Annotated in this window: 16 protein-coding genes and 1 riboswitch; all 16 genes read right to left on the bottom strand. The window is 51.0% G+C overall.

Translation table 11 applies throughout. The features are described from left to right. Positions 1–362 precede the first annotated feature (362 nt). The 16 genes from DW720_RS00790 to DW720_RS00715 all read right to left on the bottom strand — a co-directional run bounded on the left by DW720_RS00790 (position 363) and on the right by DW720_RS00715 (position 22,508). Positions 363–1,439, bottom strand: coding sequence for an XdhC/CoxI family protein (locus DW720_RS00790; RefSeq protein ID WP_182427943.1), 1,077 nt, complete (start codon positions 1,437–1,439; stop codon positions 363–365). Positions 1,440–1,508: 69 nt separating this feature from the next. Beyond that, on the bottom strand, positions 1,509–2,528 hold the full coding sequence (locus tag DW720_RS00785; RefSeq protein WP_118742745.1) for a molybdopterin-binding protein: 1,020 nt from the start codon (positions 2,526–2,528) through the stop codon (positions 1,509–1,511). A gap of 21 nt (positions 2,529–2,549) precedes the next feature. Beyond that, positions 2,550–4,235 (bottom strand): DVU_1551 family NTP transferase, encoded by a 1,686-nt coding sequence (locus DW720_RS00780; RefSeq protein ID WP_118742744.1) that lies wholly within the window; start codon positions 4,233–4,235, stop codon positions 2,550–2,552. 11 nt (positions 4,236–4,246) lie between these two features. Continuing rightward, the gene (locus DW720_RS00775; protein ID WP_022360477.1) at positions 4,247–4,648 is read right to left on the bottom strand and encodes a NifB/NifX family molybdenum-iron cluster-binding protein; all 402 of its coding nucleotides are present in this window, start codon (positions 4,646–4,648) and stop codon (positions 4,247–4,249) included. A 130-nt stretch (positions 4,649–4,778) separates the two neighbouring features. Beyond that, positions 4,779–6,668: a DVU_1553 family AMP-dependent CoA ligase gene (locus DW720_RS00770; protein ID WP_118742743.1), complete on the bottom strand. Its 1,890-nt coding sequence runs from the start codon at positions 6,666–6,668 to the stop codon at positions 4,779–4,781. Between the two features lie 29 nt (positions 6,669–6,697). Next, entirely contained in the window at positions 6,698–8,227 is a 1,530-nt protein-coding gene (gene trsS, locus DW720_RS00765; RefSeq protein ID WP_207665576.1) for a radical SAM (seleno)protein TrsS, read from the bottom strand. Positions 8,228–8,268: 41 nt separating this feature from the next. Then, positions 8,269–8,505: a DVU_1557 family redox protein gene (locus DW720_RS00760; RefSeq protein WP_022360474.1), complete on the bottom strand. Its 237-nt coding sequence runs from the start codon at positions 8,503–8,505 to the stop codon at positions 8,269–8,271. Between the two features lie 5 nt (positions 8,506–8,510). Then, positions 8,511–10,805 carry a pyridine nucleotide-disulfide oxidoreductase/dicluster-binding protein gene (locus DW720_RS00755; RefSeq protein ID WP_182436499.1) on the bottom strand — a complete coding sequence of 765 codons (2,295 nt, stop codon included), beginning with the start codon at positions 10,803–10,805 and terminating at the stop codon, positions 8,511–8,513. Positions 10,806–11,219: 414 nt separating this feature from the next. After that, a complete protein-coding gene (locus DW720_RS00750; protein WP_022359117.1) occupies positions 11,220–14,141 on the bottom strand; it encodes a molybdopterin cofactor-binding domain-containing protein in 2,922 nt (973 codons plus the stop codon). An 85-nt stretch (positions 14,142–14,226) separates the two neighbouring features. Then, complete coding sequence (locus tag DW720_RS00745; protein ID WP_118672475.1) at positions 14,227–14,667, bottom strand: C-GCAxxG-C-C family protein; 441 nt, start codon at positions 14,665–14,667, stop codon at positions 14,227–14,229. A 193-nt stretch (positions 14,668–14,860) separates the two neighbouring features. Next, a riboswitch (molybdenum cofactor riboswitch) is annotated at positions 14,861–14,980 on the bottom strand. 585 nt (positions 14,981–15,565) lie between these two features. Then, positions 15,566–16,273 carry an FCD domain-containing protein gene (locus tag DW720_RS00740; protein WP_107000908.1) on the bottom strand — a complete coding sequence of 236 codons (708 nt, stop codon included), beginning with the start codon at positions 16,271–16,273 and terminating at the stop codon, positions 15,566–15,568. 256 nt (positions 16,274–16,529) lie between these two features. Next, a complete protein-coding gene (locus DW720_RS00735; protein ID WP_243099680.1) occupies positions 16,530–18,218 on the bottom strand; it encodes a peptide ABC transporter substrate-binding protein in 1,689 nt (562 codons plus the stop codon). A 192-nt stretch (positions 18,219–18,410) separates the two neighbouring features. Next, complete coding sequence (locus DW720_RS00730; RefSeq protein ID WP_022359121.1) at positions 18,411–19,349, bottom strand: ATP-binding cassette domain-containing protein; 939 nt, start codon at positions 19,347–19,349, stop codon at positions 18,411–18,413. After that, entirely contained in the window at positions 19,346–20,425 is a 1,080-nt protein-coding gene (locus DW720_RS00725) for an ABC transporter ATP-binding protein (RefSeq protein ID WP_022359122.1), read from the bottom strand. Before DW720_RS00725 ends, DW720_RS00730 begins: the two co-directional genes overlap by 4 nt. Before the next feature lie 11 nt (positions 20,426–20,436). Further along, entirely contained in the window at positions 20,437–21,561 is a 1,125-nt protein-coding gene (gene opp3C / locus DW720_RS00720; protein WP_227589457.1) for an oligopeptide ABC transporter permease, read from the bottom strand. A gap of 11 nt (positions 21,562–21,572) precedes the next feature. Then, entirely contained in the window at positions 21,573–22,508 is a 936-nt protein-coding gene (locus DW720_RS00715) for an ABC transporter permease (RefSeq protein WP_118524694.1), read from the bottom strand. Positions 22,509–22,515 lie beyond the last annotated feature (7 nt).

Genomic DNA, 22,515 nt, shown 5'->3' with positions numbered 1-22,515 from the left:
ACGTTTCCGGCATCCTCCTCGTTTCGATTCCTCACGCCATAGCAATGTGGTTTTTACCCTTCCGTTATTTTCGGAAAATTATAATGATATTTGCTAATCAAATAGTAGCACGTGGCACTTTTTTTGTCAATCTTTACAATGATTCTTATTGAATGCACATGGTCATTATGTGCACCAAAAAATAACGTGGCTTTTTTCTGCATTTTCCCTTTATTCTTATGAATTTTCCAGTTGTTCTTTCCAAACCCTTCCGTCTATTTTCGTGAAATTATTATGATGATTTTTCATATATTTTATTTTTATCTTTTTATTTTTCATTTATTTGAAATTTTGTATCCAAATACGCCGCCGTTTCGGTTTCCTTACCGGTCACACGGTTCCCGATCCGTGGCAAAGTCTTCCACCAGCACATCCATAATGCCGCCGCAGACCATTCCTTCATCTTCCGCTGCCTCGCCGGTCAGATCTACATGAACTACTTTGTACCTGCCGCTTCCGATCAGAGAACGTGCCTCGCCCAGCACGGCCGCCTCGCTGCAGCCGCCGCCGATGCTGCCGAGAATCCGTCCGTCCCGGTAGACAATCATCTTCGCGCCTGCCCCGCGCGGGGAGGATCCCTTTGATTCAATCACCGTGACCACTGCTTTCGACTCATCCGGCTCCTCTGCCAGGCGTTTCAGCACATCAAAATCCAGATCGGAACGGTTTTTCACACGTTTGTCTTCCCGATCCATGCGCTTTACCTGTATGATCTCCGCCAGAATCGAGATCGCGATCTCCTCCGGTGTCACACCGCCGATCTTTAAACCGATCGGGCTCTTTAAACGGCTCATTCGCTCTGGATCGTAACCCTCTTCCAGAAGCTCCTGTTTCACGATACCGACGCGGCGTCTCGAACCAATCATGCCGAGATACGCCGGTTCTTTTCCTTTTCCAATCATACGCAGGCAGTCCGCATCGTGGCGGTGTCCGCGCGTAACGATACAGATATAGTCGCTCTCCTGAATCTTGAGTTCTTTGATCGCATGCCCAAAGTCATCACAGATCACCTTCTCTGCCATCGGGAAACGTCCCGGATTCGCGAAGGAAAGGCGGTCGTCCACCACAGTTACCTGGAATCCGACGCGCGCGCCAAATTCTGCCACCGGAAGAGCCACATGGCCGCCTCCGAGAATAATCAGGCGCTCTTTCGGGAAAAATGGTTCCGCCACATTCCAACTGCTTCCGGCGCGCCCACAGACCGGCTGCCCCTGTGTCAGGGCTTCTTTTCCAATCTCCGACGCCTCTGCACCTTCTTTCAGTTCACAGCGCATATCTGCTAGATTTCCCTCTTCTCCCACAAAGCTTCTCTCGAGCGCCAGACACGGCGTCCCTTCCAGTTTTTTCAGAATCTCCCCATACAGATTCATATCACGCACTTCCTCTCTTTTATACTGCATGAGCCATCCATTTCTCATTTCGCAGTTGTGCCATCGCGGTTGCTGCCTCATCGCCTCTCTCTGGCTCGATTATTTACCAAAACCGCAGTTCGGGAAAATACAAGTTGGACAATTTAAGCACAGACCACCTGCGCCCATCTTCGCCAGATCTGCTTTTGTCACCGGCACATCTGCCATCACACGCGGCAGCACCAGATCAAAGATGGTCCTCTTCGCATACATCACGCAGCCCGGAAGTCCCATGATCGGTCTTCCGTCCTTCATATATGCCAGCAAGAACATCGCACCCGGAAGTACCGGCGCGCCGTAGGAGACAACCTCCGCCCCGGTCTGCTTGATCGCGCTCGGTGTCGTATCATCCGGATCGACGCTCATGCCACCGGTACAGACAACAAAATCGGCGCCCTGATCCAGCCATTCCTGGATTGCCTCCGTGATTTTATCCGGATTGTCCCCTATAATCTTCTGTCCCAGAACTTCCACACCAAATTCCTGAAGCTTTTCCCGGATGACCGGGCCAAATTTATCCTCAATCCGTCCATAGAACACTTCATTTCCGGTCGTCACAATGCCCGCTTTCTTATTTTTATACGGAAGCAGCTTTAACAGCGGCTCTGAACCCGCTGCCTTCTTCGCCTCTTCCATTTTTTCTTTTTCAATTACCAGCGGGATCACACGGGTTCCGGCTAACTTATCACCTTTTTTTACCGGGAAATTCGTCCGGCGGGTCGCGATCATCATCTCCGGCAGGCTGTTGACCTTTAAGAGGCGTTCTTCATCAACCTGAAACAGACCGTCCGACTCCGCAATCAGCTCAATCTTGCCTTCCTTCGGATCGGTTGCACGCATATACTCATTCTGGCAGATGCCGCGCAGAATGTCCGCCGCCTCGTCCTCATGATATTTTGTATCGTCCTTTTCCCAGACATAAATATGATCTTTTCCAATCGAAAGCAGTACCGGGATGTCCTCCTCGCGCACGATATGTCCCTTACGGAATACGGCATCCTTCGTCACATCCGGAATAATCTGTGTCATATCATGGCAGAGTACCTGTCCGACTGCCTCGGTTGTTTTCATTAATTTCATATGATTTTCCTCTTTTCCTTTTTACAGTAATGCCTCCGCACGCTTTGCCAGCTGATACCGCCGTTCCACGCCCTCCAGCGCCTCCGGGTTATCCTTAAATTTCTCCCGTTTTGCCGCAAACCGTTCTTCGATCGTTACACGCCGTTCTCCCTGTACCTGCTTGTCCGCCAGGTACACAATCAGGCTTTCATTCAAATATCCCAGCTTTTCTTCCGGCAGATCCATATGATCCGCAACGATATCCGCGATCCCGGTATGTCCCAGAAGCCGCAGCCATCTCGCCCCTGTTTCCGGATGTTCGGGATATGCTTTGGCGATGTCGTGAAGAAGCGCCGCCGCGTAGATTTTATATTTATCAATTGGGGGGCTTTTGTATGTCATCTCCACACATGTTTCCGCCCTATGCTTTAGAACTCTATCTGCCAATTTCACGGCCAGCTCCGCAACCACCCGGCTATGGCGCACCGTCGCCTCCGGCGTGCGGAACCATGCAAGCAGACGTTCACACTCCTCTTTGTCCGGGACAGGTCGTTTTCTCTCCCAGTCACGCAATTTCTGAAACTCTTCCTGGGTATCCGCATCAAACGCGCAGCCCGGATCCGGCACATCCAGGGAAATCCGGCGGATTCCCGGCTGTTCACAAGCGCCTTTAAGCCCCATCGTCCCGTCATGCTGCAGCAGTTTTGCGATCACATCTGCACGGATCAGAAGCGGATGCCCCGGTGTTTTCTCATACTCCGGGAGATAGACATCCCCATCGCCTTCCGCAAACCGGTATTTTTCATATTCCAGCGTAAATGGCGTAAACAGCGGCACATCCACCGGGAAAAAGAAAATGCCATCCAGCGTCTCTTTTCCTGCCGTTTTCCGCTTTTTCTCATAATAGGAAAGCCCCAGGCAGACGGAATCAAACATTTTCGTCTCCGCATACGCGGGATTATGGATGAAATGGATTCCCGGTCCCGCAGCCGCCGCGCGTATATCTTCCGCCCGTCGTCCGGTAATGATCGTGATTTCATGTACGCCGCACGCCCGCAGCGTCTGTATCTCACGTTCCAGAACCGTCTGGGCGCCGAGCTTCATGAGCGGTTTGAAATCCCCCATCCGCGAGGATCGCCCCGCCGCCGAGATCAAGGCGTCAAATACATAATCCTTTCTTTCATACACCTGTCCGTAGCCAAAGGGAATCTGCAAAAGTTCTGCCTTTTTCCGCTTCTCCCAGCCGCTGATCAGTGTCCGGAACCAACCCGCGTGCCCGATTACCAGAATATCGCCCCGGCTCTTCATCCGGAGTTCATTCCAGGTTGTCCTGGCGCGCCCTGCACAATCTGCAAAACTCTCTCCCTGCGGCGGTCGGAAATCGTACATATCTGCCCCTCGTGCCACATACTCCGCTGGAAACTGTTCCCGGATTTCATCGAAGGAATGACCATCCCATTCCCCCATGTCAATCTCCGCCAGACCATCTACGACCTCAATCGGAATACTTCTGTCAATCACTTCCTGCAGGATCGCGGCTGACTCCTGGCAGCGCTTTAACGGGCTGGTATAAATCTTTTCAATTCTGCGTCCCGCAAATGTCTCCCCCAGCGCCCGAATCTGTGTCCGCCCTTCCTCTGAAAGCGGCAGATCCGTCCGCCCGATGCAATATTTCCGTTCATCTGGAAATTCCGGCTTCCCATGCCGGATCAAATAAATCGTCCGCATTCTGTCCTTTCCTAGTGCTCGTGTTCCTCTTCTTCCCCACACTCGCAGCTGAAATCATGGCTGTGTCCAAATGGTCCCGGTCCGCCGATGTAGTCGCGGATCAGCTCCAGTTTATAACGGTTCATATAGCTATATGCCTTCTGAACCGTATGCCCGCTTCCCAGATAACGGGTCACGCCCGCCTTTACCAGTATCTCAAACGGTTCTTTCTCGATCGGTCCGCAGATGACTGCCTCACAGTCATGTTCTACCACCTTCTTCGCAAATACCAGATTGTCCGGATCCTGTTTTCCATAGACATGGAAAATCTGGTTCTTGTCCGCGTCAATAATCATCAAAAACGGACTCTCCTTAAAAGTCGCCGGCACCAGTCCGTCGATCTCCTCTGTCTCTGATGCAATCGCTATGTTCATTTTTTTCTCCTTGTTCTTGTCAAATTTTACTGATTTTTTTCAAAATTTCTCGATTATTTTTAATTTTATGATACTGCAATTAAAACTTATCGTCAAGTTTTTCATGATATTGAATTTTACCACTCATTTTTCATTTTTCCTCGATGATCAGCCGCCTTTTTCCCGAACCGATATAGGGGGAAATTTCTTTTTCTATCACTGAGACGGTCAGGCAGTTCCCAAAGTATTCCGTTAATGCTGCTTTGACATTTTTCACTCTGCTTCCTACCGCATCTGCATAACCCGCTTTCTTCATAACAGCCACCGTCAGATGCTTCTGCGCCGCATTGTAAGATGCCTGAAAATCTTCCACCTCATCCAGGGCAAATAAAAGCTCATCTAATATGTGCATGGAAAGTACTTTTCCGCCGGACAGCCGGACGCTGTCATCCAGCCGTCCCTCAACCTTATCAAGTCTGGGCTTTAAACATCCGCAGGCACACGGTTCTGCAATCATCCGCCCCAGATCGCCGGTCCGATAGCGCACAAGCGGCATTCCCCGCCGCCGAAGCGTTGTCAGAACCAGCTCGCCGTATTGCCCTTCCGGAACCGGCTGTCCCGTATCCGGATCCAGAATCTCAATCAAAAGGTCCCGGTCCCGCAGATGGTAACCCACACGCGCCCCACACTGTACGCCGCCGCCGTAACCAGTTTCCGTCATCCCCCAGTGTGTAAAGACCCGGCAGTTCCATGTTTTTTCCAAAAAACGCTGCACGCTGACCGGCACATAATCAGCACTTAAAAGCACTGTTTTCGGGCCAAGTCCCGGCGCATGGGCTGCCAGCGCATACATCTGGCTTGGGACACCGATCAGGCAGTCTGCCCCCTCGCCGTCCCGCGCTGCCGCTTCCATATCGTGAATCAGTCCATGAACCTTCGTCTCCACCTGAATGCGCCCCAATCCTTCTTTTAAAAGTCCTCCAATCGAAAAAAATCCCGGTCCTTCCATATAAACCGTGACCCGATCGCCTGGCTTTACCATGTACTGCATCCCTGTTTCAAAGAAATCCGCCGTCTGCATCAGATCGTCTTCGGTAAAAAACAGGCGCTTCGGTGCCCCTGTACTGCCGGAGGTTTTCAGCGTGATGATCCGCGCGATCTCCTTGGCTGGAACACATAAAAATGTTTCCGGCTCCGCTTTCAGTTCCTCCGGGGTTGTGAGGGGAAGTGTCCGGAAATCCGCCCATGAAAACGAATCCGGTGCGAGCCGTACATCGGAACCTGCCATTTCCCCAAGCTGTCCCCAGACGGATGTAAATTTCTTCTGATAAAATGGACTTTTCTCCTTTACATACGAAAGTGTCCGCCATAACCCGGACGGCTGCGCCGCCGCAATAAAATAACCGCAGGCCGCTTCTTTTAAAATCTTCCGGTCCGCCCCCAGCGCTGCGCAGACGGATTCCAGATTCCCATCGAAGATCTGTTGCCCGATCCACTCCGCCAATGTTCCCGACACGTCCTGCATCTTTGCAAGCACAAATCCCGCCTCCGCCAGCCGGTCACGGATTGTTTTAGCAGACTCCAGCCGTCCCAGCATCCCGTCTAAGAAAAGCTCTTTCTTCCGGGCATACATATCGCTCATCAAAAGCCATCCTTCCAGTTTTAACACCCGGTACGCCTCCCGGAGCGCCGCCGCCGGTTCCGCAGCCTTGGAACAACTGCATTCCATCAGAATGATATCCGCCGTCTGAGCTGGATATGGCAGTTTCTCCGCACATCCAGTCTCTATCCAGCCAGGTTCATGCACATCCGGATTCTTATCCAATCCGGAAATCTGCCAGCCCGGGAAATGCTCAGAAAGCCATCGCATCGTGCCGCCGGTTCCGCAGCCGATGTCGATGACGCGAAGCGACACTGCAGGGTCTGTAGACTCCGTCTCTGCCGCTCCCGCCTCCGGTATCTCAATTCCCGCAAACTGGAACATCTGCCTCGTCAGCGCAAATCCGCCCGGTCGGCAGAGACTGCACTCATTTGTATTCATTTTTTGCACCTCTCCTTTCTGCGCTTCTATTATCTGCCTCTTTCCATCGGAGACAAGTAGTATGCACAGAACGGAATCTTCTTCCCGTCTTTATACACATGCAGGCTGCACTGGCGCAGGCGCTCGATATCGAGATTGCCGGCATCCTGAAACGCCATGGATGTGATCGTGAAGCCATGGCTTTTGGCACGCTTTAAGAAGTCCTCCATATTTGTTATGTCAAGCGACTCTTCTTCACAGCAGCAGGATTCTGGTTCGGGCTGAGTTCCGCCACAACCGCAGTTTCCTGGTTCTGGTTGAGTTCCGCCACAGCAGCAGCTTTCTGGTTCGGGCTGAGTTCCGCCACAGCAGCAGCTTTCTGGTTCTGGCTGGGTTCCGCCACAGCAGCAGCTTTCTTTTTCCGGCTGGCTTTCTCCACAACAGCACGCCTCTTCCACATCGCGCCGTTCCCAGCGGCGTCCGACAAATTCACGGTTCTTCTCCGCCGGATCCGGACCGCAGCAGCAGCCTTCGCCCTCCGGTTCTGTCTCGGTTTTTCCACTATAATTTGTCAACGGCATCAATTTATCCCCAGGCATCACGATAAAATCCCCGTGGAACCCACACATCGGGTGATCGCAGCAGGATGGCGCGATCTGTTCCTCTTTGATAAGCCCCCCGCTCTGGCTGACAACCGCCTCCAAAAGTTCATCCAGCGTATAGCGGTCATCATCCGCCGGCAGCTCCGGGATACGTCCAAAATAGCTGACCGGCTGGAAATGCACGCCGCGCACATACGGCGACCGCTGAATGGCAAACCGGATGATGTCCCCGATCTGCTCCGTATTGACGCCCGGAACAAGGACCGGAACAAGCGTCACGCCGATTCCATACCGGCCGCACTGCTCGATCGCCCGTTTTTTCACTTCCAGCATCGGGCGGCGGCGCAGTTTTTCATATACGGCATCGTCCACGCCGTCAAACTGCATAAATACAAACGAAAGTCCCGCATCTGCCAGACGCTTTACAAACGCCTCGTCCTCCGCCAGGCGCAGACCGTTGCTGTTTAACTGCACATATTTACAGCCAACCTGCTTCGCATACGCCACGATCTCCGGCAGATCGTCCCGCACTGTCGGTTCCCCGCCGGAAAGCTGCAAAAGTGTTTTTCCCGGATCCGTCAGATCGTCGATCCAGCGTTTTATCGTGTCTAAGGACGGATCCTTGGCCCCGTCCGGCTCCGCAAAACAGAAGGTACAGTTCATATTGCACCGCGCTGTGATCTCCAGCAAGGTACAGCAGGTGGCGCGTCTGTGCTCCGCACATAGACCGCAGCCCGCCGGGCAATTTAGATTTTCATTTTCTCCCACCGCCGGACGTTCCCCGCGCCAGTCGGCAAACTTACGCTTATTTCTCCAGATTACACTGGAAAATGTCCCGTGATCCGGACAGGTTTTTACCAGATATATCTGCCCGTCCCGCTCTTCCCGCTTTGCCGGAATGCGTTTTAAACAGACCGGACAGACACTGTATGTATGGCGCATTTCTTCCGGCAGGACGCCTCTATCCTGTGAATCCATTATCATCTTCCTTCATCCCCTTATCCCAATCTATATATCTCCTATTTATCTTCCAGCTCTCTCTCCACATCCGCCATACGTCCTTTTACCAGCGCTTCCGGCAGATATACCTCGCCGCACTTCGGGCAGCACAGGATCTCGGTGTGGAAATTGTGCCCCAGATAGTCAAAAAATGTGGATTTCGGCACCATCTCCACCTGACACCGGCGGCAGATGACTTTTTTCTCCAACGCCTCTTTGATCCGCTGATCTCTTCCGCCTCCATCGATCGTCGGCATACTCATCACTCTCCTTCCAGATTCATGCGGTGGCTGTAGCCATTCCAGAGCCTATAACCGCCGTCCGGCAGCACCTCGTACTCTGCCCAGTAGGTCATATGCTGGATCTTCAGATGCCCGATCCGATGTCCTGTCTCCGGGTCGATAATACCGCGGTCTTCCCGCTCACAGTGTTCAATGACCTGCTCCATATCTTCGATCAAAATCTGACCCGCTGACAATTTGCGTTCCAGTTCCTTCTCAACTTCTAATTTCATGTGTGTTTCCTCTTCGATCGTCTCATTCCAATATGTCTTAAGCAGTTCCCGTTTTGCCGCCAGTCGGTTGTGCCAGCGCTCTGTTACCGTCGCTGCCGGACGTCCCGCGCCATTTAACCCAAACAGCAAATCGAGGATATGTACCGCCTCCTTGCCCTGTCCTGCAAAGGACTCCCGGCAGTTGACGCAGTAGGTCACATACGGCAGTTCCTCCTCTTTTGCACGGGAAGTTGTCATATAGCTTGTGTGGCTCGGAGAAGCAATCCCGATATGCCCGCCGTATCCGCAGCAGCGCGCCTTTTTCCCGTCATACGGCAGATTTTCCCACGTAATCCCCGCCGCATCCGCCAGATGGCGTACACTCTCCTGCAATTCCGGGTAATAGCGGCTGGCGCAGGGATCAAACAAGGCATACGACTGCGCTTGCTGGGTACTTCCTGCTTCCATTTCACCCTTTTCAGCATTGTCCGGTTCCAAAGCAGCATCTTTCTCCATGCCCCACTCTTCCATCACTTCCGCCAGAAAGACAACCGGAAGCTCCGGCAGGTATTCTTCAAACATCTTCCGGCAGTTCGGGCATGCTAAAACCACTGTCGGTTCGCCAAGCTCTCTCCACTGCCGCCGCATTTCCTCCAGATGTGCCGCGTGGATGTCCACTTCGCCTGCCCACTCGGCAGGCGCACCGCAGCAGGTCATCCAGATCGCCGCATCCGGCTTTTTGGAACGCAGCCACTCATACGTCCGCGTCACATAGCGCGGATCCGAACCGGCGAGCTGGCATCCCGGAAAGAATGCATAGGAACTCTTCTTAACATTCTCCGGTTTCCGCGTAAGCCCCGCTTTTCCGGAGGCATACGCCATGTCGCGCAGCCAGAAATCGTGGAATGGCCACGGCATCGCGCCTTTTTTTTGCATTGCCCGCATACTGTCAAGCAGAAACTGGCTGAAATCGATATGCTGCGGACAGACTTCCTTGCAAAGCCCGCAGTGGTCGCAGGTGCTGATCAGTCTGGTCGCCCACGTACCATCGCGCGATAACGTACCGGGATGGATTGTTATGTAAACCTCTTCATACAAACGGCGCGGTGTTTTCTCATGCAGGCGCATCAGATCACAGGCACGCATACAGGCATCACACGAACACTTCTGGCAGCGCGCGATCTCCTGCATCGCCTCTTCCTCCGTATACGATTCCCCGTTTGCCGGAACCACCCGCTCGGCACGCTCGATCCCTTCCGTTTGAAGCTTTAAAAGTGTCCCTTCCTTTCGAAATGGCTCATTCATGCCGCCCGTTTTCAGATACCGTTCGATCGCAAGCGAAACCGCCAGCCCATCTGCCAGCGCCTTCATGCTGTCGCCGCCTGTCAGGGAACCTCCAATGAAAACGCCCGGTGTCCGGGTTGCAAATGCGCCGTCCGGGTCCATTTCCAGACCAAAGTCCGCGCCATCTGCCCCAGTTGCCACATACACGGCATCATAGTCCGCCCGGAGTGCCTCCAGATCCGTTACCGTTTCACCGAGATGGCGTGAAAATTCCTCAAACTGGAACTGTGCCTCGATCTCCGCATCAAATTCCGCCGGATCCATCTGGTTTCTCGCCTGACCGCCCAGAACCATTTCCCGCTCATAAATCGTTACCTCGTACTTTTTATTGCAGAGACGCAGTGCACAGCCAAGCCCCGAAAGACCGCCTCCGACGATCGCGATCTTTTTTCCTTTCGACGGCAGGTTATACGCATTCGGTGCCTTCCGCTTCGCGTACTCGACAGTCGCCCGCTCTAAAAGCCCCATCGCGATCCCCCCGTCCAGCTTCGCACGCAGACATGCCTTCTCGCACGGATGGCTGCACAGCTTCGACACAATATCCGGAAATCCCACCGTATTCTGATAGGTCCGGTACGCCGCGTTGAAACGTCCCTTTTTCCACTTTTCTTCCAGCCCCTTGATATCCAGCCGGAACGGACAGGCTGCCTGGCAGAACGGCGGCTCGTTCTGATGGCATTTCTCCGCCAGCGTCTTCTCAAAATCTTCCAAATAGCTCACAGGGCGGACCTCCCTTCTTTTCTCCTGCATTTATCGTTACTGTTCACGCATACATGCCCAGTAACGGAATTTGCCGTGGCTTCGCATTTAAATACGGCAAATTCCTGCTGCCACCACGTTTTCTTACGGCACTTTCGGTTCCAAAAGTGCCTACCCGTGAACAGTAACCATTTATCCTCTCCCAGAATCATTTATCCCGTCCTCCATCGATAAGTAAAAATTCTAAGAGCCAACTTTTAATACTTTTTATTATATACCATAATTACAAAAAAGCCGCTGCAAAACCTACCTCTCTAAACATAGATTCTGCAGGTTCGCAGCAGCTTTTATTTAATTCTTATTTACAATCACGCGATACGCCTTGCCGCAGCTGCCCGCTTCATGTGCAGCCACGCATTCCTCTTCCGAATCGGATTAGAACGGACGCTCAGCTGTCGGATCATCCAGGGATACGTAGAAGCTCTGGGTTCCTACCTGTACCGGATTCTCTTTGATGTTCTCCAGTTCCTCATACATATCGGAACCAAGGAAGTATTTCTTCGGCTCGTACGGTTTCTCGCCCTTTGCGATTGCATCCAGACCAGCTTTTACCTTCTCCGGAAGTGCCGGGATCTCATGGATACGTACGCCGCAGGCATTGTAGATACCATTCAGAACTGCACAGTGGCCAGATGCCTGGAATGCCTCAGAAGCACCTGAAGAACCGAACGGACCATCAGAGATAGCGCCATCGATATGAATCAGGTTGATATCATCCGGAACATCCTTGATGTAGGAAGTACCAGCGCCAAACATGTTCGCATGTTTCTTAACGTCTGCGTAGTCCTCTTTCAGGGCGAAGCCGATACCATGCATGATACCGCTGTATGCCTGACCGTTAACAGCATCGATATTACCGATACGTCCAACGAAGTCAACACAGGTGAATTTCAGAACGGTAGTCTTACCGGTCTTAGTATCAACCTCAACCTCTGCCAGGTTCAGGCAGTATGTGAATGCCGGAGTCGGGTCGCCGATACCGGTATTCGGATCCAGACGGCACAGACCCGGAGTTGTGTTGGTCTCGTAACGGCCGAGATACTTGGTCTCGATGCCTTCTGCCTTCATCTCATCATAGGTACGAAGTGTACCATCTTCTTTTCTCATAGCTGCCAGAAGCTTGTTAGCTGCGATGATGGTTGCATTACCATCCATGTACAGGGAACGGCTGGCACCAGCCATACCGGTATCCGGACAGGTCTTGGTATCATTCTGAATCAGCTGGATATCTTCCGGTGTCAGATGCATTTCTTTCAGAGCTTCCAGTGTTACTACCAGAGAACCGGTTGTAGCACCCTGGCCCATTGCATGCCATGTGTCGTATTTGCGGATCTTGTTGCCCGGCATAAGCTCAAGAGCAACCTCAGCGCTGTCGCCGCCGCCCTCAGTAACGTTGAAGCCGCCCCATGCGATACCAACGCCTCTTCTCTTCTCCGGTGTGTCAGCTGCTTTCGCATCAGCCACCGCCTTCTCATAGATTGGACGCATGGTATCCATGATCTTCTCCATCGGATACTGCGGATATACATAGCTGTTGATATTCTTATCGCCTTCACGGCAGATATTCTTATAACGGAACTCGAACGGATCCATGCCCAGTTCTTCTGCCATCATATCCATCAGCGGTTCACTGAGTGTATATGCCTGCGGAGAACCGTAGCTTCTGTAAGCAGTACCAAATGCATGGTTTACGTTGGCTACACGAACCAGACCTGCTACGTTCGGTACATTGTACGGGAAGAAGGTGAAACGTGCCGGTTTGGTCATAACGTCGTCACCGCCCCAGGAGTAAGCGCCGTGGTCCATACCGATATCAAACTCTGCAGCCAGGATCTTACCTTCGTTATCACATGCCAGACGGCCATTGGAGTATGCCGGGCAGCGTTTGCCGCTGAAGTGCTGATGCTCTTCATAGGACATGGACAGGGATACCGGCTCGCCGGTAACTACGGTACAAGCAGCACACAGTGCGATATCGCCTGCGTTGGTAGACCATCCAAAGCTTGCGCCGGTCGGGTTCATGATGATACGGTATTTATCCTTCGGTACACCAAGGCAGTTACCCAGACGTCCGATAGAGGAGTATACACACTGGGATTTACACTGAATGGTCAGCAGGCCATCATCGCCCCAGTAAGACTGAAGTACACAACCCTCGATGGAAAGATGCGGCTCACGGGAGGAGGAGAAGCTTCCTTCTACTACATGCGGTGCTTTGTCGATTAAGTCTCTTACCTCTTCTGCATCTTCCAGACCTGCTCCCTTTAATACCGGCTGCTCGCAGAAGATGTTCGGAGTATCCTCATGGATACGGATAGCATCCGGCATAACTGCATCCAGATATGTCAGATACTCTGGCAGCTGCTCGTATTCCATCGTAACCTTAGCGGCTGCTGCACGAGCCTGACGATGTGTATGAGCTACTACCATAGCGATAACATCACCGTAACGATAGATCTTCTCATCCTGAAGAACTTTACGGGATGGTGTCATAACAGTACTTCTCTCATGGAACTGACCCTCAGCCATGATGTTAGTTCCGCCTGCTGCGATAAGATCTTTTGCTGTGATAACCTTAACAACGCCCGGCATCTTCTCAGCTTCCTCAGTATGGATAGCCAGAATCTTTGCATGATGGGTAACCTTCGGCTGAACGATAGCTGCATATAAAACGCCCTGCGGCATCTTAAGAGCCTGATCATCGCCGTAGTCGGTCAGGCCACAGACTTTACCAAGTGCATCCTGACGAACAACCGGTTTTCCGTAGTAGTTGCCATCTTCCGGATTGTGGAACTTGATATCCTCGATGCTGCACTCGCCACGCATAACCTTAGCTGCAGCCATAACTGCATCTACAATCTGTTTGTATCCGGTACAACGGCATACGTTTCTTGTCTTCTGGAACCAGTCACGAACCTCTTCACGGGTCGGATCCGGGTTCTGCTCTAACAGAGCATATGCGGAAACGATGAAGCCTGGTACACAGAAACCACACTGTACAGCACCGCAGTTCATCCATGCAACCTGTAACGGATGCAGATGCTGCGGAGTACCGATACCCTCGATGGTGGTAATCTTGGAATACTCTTCTACCTGGCTGATTTTCTTGGTACAGGAACGGATTACCTGTCCGTTCAGAATGATGGAACATGAACCGCAGACACCGGTTCCACATCCAACCTTAACACCGGTCAGACCGATCCGGCGCAGAACATCTGACAGTTTATCGTTTTCCGGATCGCACATAAACATACGATCAACACCGTTGATGTTCAACATCATTTTTCTTAATTTCATGCTGCTTAGTCCTCCTTCTTTAAAATAAATAGAGCCCTGATGCTTCCGACTATCCTTCCGCATCATACCCAATACTTACGATTCCTTAGTCATCCGCGTTTTCCAGCATCTCTGCCAGATCCGCCAGATCCACGCCATAGTCCTCCAGAAGTTCTCTGGCCTTGCGGTAGGTATTCTCTACCACCTGGGGACACCGAAGTGCCTTGTTGGCCATGTTATCTCCTAAAATCGAATGACAATCACTTCCTCCATAGATTTCACCATAGTTTTCCTGAAACCAGTCTGCCAGTTCCGGTATCATCTCGCTGTATGCTGCTTCCGGCTCAAAGAGCGCCATCATCATCGCCGCACCGGTCAAAGCTCCGCAGGTAAGCCCGCTTCTGACTCCCAGACAGAGTGCTGCAGATGCCTTCAGAAAGCTCGGGTTCTCCTCACCCTTAAGGGTAAGTCCCAGTGATACAAGTGCCTGACTGCAGCAGCTTCCCGATAAAAGCAGCTGGTTCAGTTTTTTAATATCCGGCTCCATCCGCACCTCCTGTTCTTAGAAACACAAAAAGAAAAGCGGCACCGCCTCTGAAAAGACAGTACCGCTTAACGTATCCGAGTTTGTATATACATCTGCACCTATAGATATGGATACACCTATATCTATACCTATCTGTCAGCACATATATACCCTATCTATACAAGAAGCCTGACAGCTTCTCGTATCCATCGATGTAAAGCGAATCTCTCTTTCTTTTCAAATGCGGAAGGCACTTCCATTTCCAGATGTACCCATTGGCCTGACTGCATACGGTTTCCCGCTTAGCAATTTCGGCTCGAAAAACAGATTGTTTCTATTTTGGTTTTGATACCTCTATGGTACTCTGATTCCCACTGAAAGTCAATCTCATTTTTCATAATTTTGAAATTTTTTACATCGACAGGACACTTGTTCGCCCATTATTTTACCTCAATACGGGATTTTCAACATGCTATTTTACCCTTGTAATATCTGTTTACTTACAGAATTTCAGCATAACTTCCGTTCAAATGTTGTATTATTTGAAGATTTGTATTCTTCCTTTCTACTATTTGATCGAGTATTTTTTAAAAAAATAACGGTTCACACGCTTTCATAATTTTTCATTTTCATTTGTTTAAACGTGAATTTTGTTCACTTGGATTTCACTTATATGAAATTTATATCTTTTTGATTCATAATCAAACATGAATATCTGTTATTTATCCGCTATAAATCCTCACATTTTTAAGTATCCTTTTTTCATTTTCTTTTTCTGTTTTAAATTTTATTCTGCAAACCATTATTTTTTATTTCAGATAACGCAAGCATATTTAAGAACAGAATTCTTGCACATACAAATTCCGCATCGAAGATGTGATTTGCATAAATTTTTTCTTATTTATAATCCGTACAAATCCTACTTTCTCCCCGCAAAATACGCCTGCAGGTTCTCCCCTACATGCTCCAGATGCCGCTCCATCTCCCGGCGCGCCAGTGCCCCGTCTCCGGCTTCAATCGCTGCCAGAAGGCTTTCGTGTTCATTTTCCCGGACTTCGTCAGAGCGGACTGCTGCCTGGTTGAAGCGCGCATAAGCGTCCTGGTCGGTCAGGATGAGCTTTAACATCCGCAAGATAGACGGGCTGCCTGAGAGATGCGCAATTTTCAGATGGAACGCCAGATCTTCCTCGCTTCCCGCCCTTCCATGGCGGATTGCATAGAGATAGTCTGCCTGCAGATCTTTTAATTTCTGAAGTTCCTTCGGCTCAATCCGCTCTGCACATGCCTCCGCCGCATATCCTTCCAGGAGTTTCCGCACCAAAAGAATATCCTCCAGCCCGCTTTCTGTCTCCATCGACGCCGCCTCGATAAGCTCATTCGCCGCCTTCATCTTCTCCCGGCGTGACCGTTCTTCTTCCAGAAAGCGTTCGCCCTGCGGCGTCAGGATCCGCCCCTTGTTCTGCACCTTGACAAGCAGCCCTGCTTTCTCCAGATCCAGAAGCTCCCGCCCGATGCTGGCGGACGGAAGATGCAGGATCTGCGCCAGCTGGAGTGCTCCCGCCGGGGTGTTTAAGTCCTGCATGGCTGTCAGTATTTCAAAGCTGCTGTTTCGTTTTTTCCCTGCCATCTTTCCACCTCAATACTCTGTACTATTTCTATGATTGTATCATCATTTCCGATTCGTGTAAATCATCCCTTACTGTATCGTACGGAATTTTCAGTTCAGAAAATTCCTACCTGTGAACCGTTACAAGCAGGCTGCAGTTTGACAGCGAAAATGCCATAAAATAACAAAAAAGCGAACCGCAGAGTACATTTTCTCACTCTGCGGTCCGCTTCGAATCTAAAATCATTTCAGATTTTGATCCATCTGTTTTTATTTATTACTTTTTATCTACATTGATGAACAGATAAGGAAGTCCTACGGAGTAGTACTGGATACCGCTTACATCCGGATTGGTCATAACGGCTACAGACTGTCCGTAAATCGGGAACAGAACACACTGATCTGCCAGCGTCTTCTCACAGCCAACTAAAGCTTCCCAACGAGCATCCTGGTCGAGTGCCAGATCGCCCTTCTTTGCGGACTGAATGGTTGCATCGTAGTCTGCATCGGAGAACTGGGAGTAGTTGGTGGAGCTGCCGGTTATCCACATATCCAGATCAGTCATCGGATCTGCGTAGTCCGGACCCCAGCGGGTAAGACCGATATCATATTCACCTTTCTGCATGTATTCCAGACGGGCTTTCTTCGGAAGTACCTGAAGTTCGATGGTCAGACCCGGCAGGTTGTTCTGCCACTCGCTCTGTAAGAACTGTGCAACAGCCTGTGCAGAATCAGTATCTTCGCACATTAAAGTGAAGGATAAGGAATCTTTGCCAAGCTCGCCAAGACCTGTCTTCCACAGCTCTTTTGCTGCCTCTACATCGTAGGTCCAGCTGTCGTATGCGCTGCCTGCTGCCTCACGGAAATCTTCGCCCTTTTCATTGGTTGCAAGGCCCTGCGGTACGAAGTAATCCATCGGTGTGGAACCATCTTTCAGAACACGGGTTGTGATCGCTTCTTTGTCATACGATTTTGCCAGTGCCTTACGGATATTTACATTGTCAAGCCCCTCTTTCTTCATGTTCGGGGTCAGATACCAGTTGTAACCGTCACTTCTGGTTGAGAATCTCGGATCATCCTCATACTGCTCTACCAGGTTACCGCTTAAGGTTACAACGTCCAGATCGCCATTCTCAAAAGAAAGGGCTGCCGTCTGGCTGTCGGTAATGATCGAGAACTCAACACCGTCTAGTTTGACATCGGATGCACCGAAGAACTGATCATTCTTTACTAATTCTACCTTCATGGCAGACGGCTCATAGGAAGATACCTTGAACGGACCATCTGCTAACAGGGTATCTGCGGAAGTTGCAAAGTTGCCGCCGCAGCTCTCTACAAATTTCTGATTTAAAGGCAGGAAGCATGCGCCGGATGCCATCAGGTAATCAAAGATAGCACACGGGGAGCTTAAAGTTACGACTAATGTCTTATCGTCCGCTGCCTCTACACCCAGTTCCTCAACCGGTTTTTTACCTGTTGTTACCTCTTCTGCATTTGCGATGCAGGCAGTTGTGATAAAGAACTGGTAATCACTTGCAGTTGCCGGATCGGCTACTCGTCTCCATGCGTAAACGAAATCGTTTGCCGTTACCGGATCGCCGTTGGACCATTTTGCGTCGTCACGGATCTTGAAGGTCAGGGTCAGACCATCCTCGGACTTCTCCTCACTCTCCGCCACGCCATAAACCGGAGCACCTGACTCATCCTTGGTCATCAGACCCATCATAAACTGGGAGATAACACCACTGGATGTGTAGTCGTTGGAAAGTGCCGGATCCAGGGAGTCTACCAGAGTGCTTGCCTGATAGCGAAGCACCTTGCCGCCCTCAGCCGAGCTGCCGCCCTCTTCGCTTCCAGATTCAGCCGCTGCTGTCTCTGTTGTCTGGGTCGAGCCGCCGCAGCCTGCCAAAAGTCCAGCAAACATGGCAGAAGCCAGCGTCCACGCCATTACTTTTCTTAGCTTCATAATACTTCCTCCTTTTTTGTTTTTTAATAAAACCAAACCATTCCCGTTTCATGCTGCATTTCCTGGTCCCGGCTGTCTATCCTCAGTTGTCTGCTGGTTCGGCTCATCTATAAAATCACCCGCTAAACAGGTCATTTTATCACATTTATTATGGTTGATTTTGTGCCGGAATGCATCGGCTTTCTTTTAAATCTACACCCATTTTTCCAAATCTGCATCGGTTCCGCGCACAAAATGTGTGCCCTCAATCTGATGCATCGTACCTGCGCCGTAATCCAGACCGCTCGTCTTATAATCATAGTGCAGTGCAATCCGGCTGCGCTCTACCACCGGGTTCGGGTTCGGGATCGCCGAAATCAGGCTTCGGGTGTACGGATGTACCGGATGGGAGAAGATCTCCTCCGTCGTGCCCGTCTCCAGAAGGTAGCCCAGATGAAGAACGCCGATGCGGTCGGAAATATATTTAACCATCGAGAGGTCGTGGGCGATGAAGAGGTATGCAAGCCCCGTCTCGTCCTGGATGTCCTTCATCAAGTTGACAACCTGCGCCTGAATGGACATATCGAGCGCCGAGATACACTCGTCGGCGATGATCAGCTTCGGGTTCATGACAAGCGCCCGGGCGATGCCGACACGCTGCCGCTGACCACCGGAAAACTGATGCGGGTACCGGTTTGCATGTTCCGGCGCCAGACCTACCTTGTGGAGGATGTCTGCCACCATCTCAGTCCGCTCTTTCTGGGAATGGTACCGGTGATGGATATCCAGCCCCTGTGCAATGATATCCGCTACTTTCTGGCGCGGATTTAAACATGCCATCGGATCCTGGAAAATCATCTGCATATCACTTCTGAGTCTCGCCTCTGTCTGGCGGCTCATTTTTCCGGAAATATCCATCCCGTCAAAGGTAATTTGTCCTGCGGTCGGATCGTAGAGGCGGATCAGCGCCCGCCCGATCGTCGTCTTTCCCGATCCGGATTCCCCCACAAGACCATAGGTCTCGCCCGGATTGATATAAAAACTGACATCCTCAACCGCTTTTACGGTAAATTTCCGGCTGACCGGAAAGTATTGCTTGAGTCCTTTTACTTCCAGAAGGGGCTTTTTGTTTGTCTCTGTCACTGTACTCATGCGATTCCCCCCTCTTTCTTCATTCTCTCAATTCGATCCCGAAGCTCCGGCGGCATATCGACCTTCGGCGCCTTCGGATGCAGCAGCCATGTCGCGGCGCTGTGCGTCTCCGATATCTTGAACATCGGCGGCTCCAGACGACTGTCAATGTTTAACGCATATTTATTCCGCGGTGCAAACGCATCGCCCGTTACCTTGTGAAGCAGGTTTGGCGGGCTGCCCGGGATTGTGTAAAGACGTTCGTCGTCCGTTCCCAGATCTGGCATCGCGGAGAGAAGTCCCCATGTGTACGGGTGGCGCGGATCGTAGAATACATCCTCGACCGTGCCGCTCTCGACGATCTTGCCTGCATACATGACGTTGACATAATCGGCAACCTTCGCAACGACGCCCAGATCGTGCGTGATATAGATAACCGACAGCTGCCGTTTTTTCTGAATCTCCTGAATCAGTTCCAGAATCTTCGACTGAATCGTAACGTCCAGCGCCGTCGTCGGCTCGTCGCAGATTAAAAGCTCCGGATCGCACGCCAGTGCGATCGCAATGACGATTCTCTGGCGCATACCACCGGAGAGCTGGTGCGGATAGTTTTTGATTCGCTTCTCCGCGTCGGTGATGCCGACCAGCTTCATCAGCTCCAGCGCCTTCTTATATGCCTCTTCCTTCGGTGTATGGTAATGCCAGATCATGCCTTCCATGATCTGTTTCCCAACCGGCATCAGCGGGTTTAAGGAGGTCATCGGATCCTGAAAGACCATCGCGATCCGTTTTCCGTTGATATGGCGGCGGATTTCCTCTTTTTTCATCTGCAGAATTTCTCTGGTGACCCGTTCCTCCGGGTTACGGTAATATGAAAATGTGATCTGTCCGCGGTCGATCGTTCCGTTCTTTGCCAGGATTCCCATGATCGCCTTCGCAGAAACCGATTTACCGGAACCGGATTCCCCAACGATTGCAACCGTCTCGCCCCGGTTTACCGTCAGATTGACGCCCCGGACGGCATTGACCACTCCGGCTGTCGTCTCGAAGGAAATGTCCAGATTCCGCACTCGTAAAATTTCTTCTTTTTTCTCCATGCCATTTCCTCCTACATATCCTTCATCTTCGGATCCAATGCATCACGCAGACCATCCGCCAGCATGTTAAAGCACAGCATCAGAAGTCCCATGACAATTAACGGGAACACGATCATGTACGGATGGCTTGTAAAGTTCTGATATCCACTCGAAATCAGGGAACCCAGCGAAGCCATCGGCTCCGGCACACCCAGGCCAATAAAGGCTAAGAATGCCTCGGTAAAGATCGCATGCGGGATCGAGAACATCGTCTGTGTAATCAGAGGACCAAAAATATTTGGTAAAATCTCTTTGAAAATAATGCGGAAACTCTTTGCTCCCAGCGTCCGGGAAGCAAGCACATATTCCTGCTCTTTCAGCTTTAAGACCTCCGCGCGGGCGATTCGGCTCATGCCCAGCCACCCGGAAAACATCAGGGCGAACGTGATGGACATAAGCCCCGGTTTCATGACTAACAAAAGCAGGGTAACCGTGATCAGGTACGGAATACTGTTTAGTATCTCGACGATACGCTGCATGATCATATCGACTTTTCCACCAAAATATCCGGATACAAGTCCATACGTCAGACCAAACGCAAGGTCGATGAATACCGCCAGCACCGCTACATACAGGCTGATCCGCGTTCCGCTCCAGGTTCTGGTCCAGAGGTCGCGTCCCAGCGAATCGGAACCAAACCAGTAGTAGGTATCAGTCAGATCGTTGCTCTCATAATAGTTGATTTCTTTACTTCCGGTGGATGTACGGATCGTCTCAGAACCATCTAAGATACCCATATTTTCCAGTCCCGGCACTCTCGGCGCCATGTTCTGGTTGGTAATAATCTGCTGATCGTAGGTAAACTGGTTCATGTGAGGTCCGACAAGCGCCATCACAATCAGAAACAGAATACAGACAAAGCTGAACATTGCGCCCTTATTTTTCTTAAACCGTGCAATTGCCTCTTTCCAGTAGCTCTGGCTTGCAAAGTTTGTATCGACATGTTCAAAGCCGTCTTTGTGCTGGAATTCAAAATCATCGTCCAGAAATTCGATCTGGCTTAAATATTCTTCGGGTGATAACACATGCTCCCGAACGGAAGCCGCATCCCCGCCTGTCATTTTCTCATCTGTCTTTTCGTCACTCCGTTTTTTCATGCCATCACCTCTCAATCCGATTTCTTCGCCAGACGGATTCTCGGGTCGATAATTCCGTACAGGACGTCAACCACCAGCATCAGGACAATGTACATGACACTGTAGATAAATGCCAGCGAAATCGTCACGTTGTAATCGTTGGACTGAATCGCTGCAATCATTAAACTTCCGATGCCCGGAATCGAGAAGATCTTCTCGATAACCAGGGAACCAATCATCAGATCGACAACCAGCGGCGCCAGTACCGTAATGATCGGGATCAGCGCGTTTCGAAGTGCATGGCGCACCAGAAGCGGGCGTCCCGTGATTCCCTTGCTCTCCGCAAGCAGCATGTAGTCGCTGTCCAGCACCTCCAGAAGGGAGGTTCTCGTAAATCGAGCCACCGTCGCTACCGTAAACATCGACAGCGCCAGCATCGGCATGATCGACGATGCGAAGAACCTCTTGCCGTCAAACAGAAGCGGCAGCCACTGTGCCTTGTAGCCGATGAAATATGCCATAACCAATGCAAAAACATAGGACGGAAGGCTGACGCCCAGAACTGAAATCACAGTACAGATGGTATCAAGCCAGCTATTTTTCTTGAGCGCTGCCAGAATACCTAAAATCAGTCCGACTACCGCACCGAAGGAAACTGCCTCCAGTCCGATTCCAAAGCTGACCGGCACACGGTTCTTTAACAGAACCGAGATGGAGGTATCCTTGGAGATAACATACGATACACCAAAATCGCCCTGCAGCAGGTTCTTCACATACGTGAAAAACTGTACGATCAACGGTTTGTCCAGTCCATATTTCTTCGACATCATCGCAATCTGATCCGCGGTCAGCTTTTCATCGTTGAACGGAGATCCCGGCATCAGCTGCAGCAGCATAAAAAGTACCAGGATGATGATCAGAAGCGTGACAAGAGAAATCATGATACGTTTTCCGATATATTTCTTCATGTCCGTA

Origin of the sequence: Clostridium sp. AM27-28, from assembly GCF_003480955.1 — a bacterium.
Taxonomy (GTDB): domain Bacteria; phylum Bacillota; class Clostridia; order Lachnospirales; family Lachnospiraceae; genus Otoolea; species Otoolea fessa.
The sequence above is the reverse complement of the archived record's forward strand: the minus strand, read 5'-3'. Positions and strand labels throughout refer to the sequence as shown.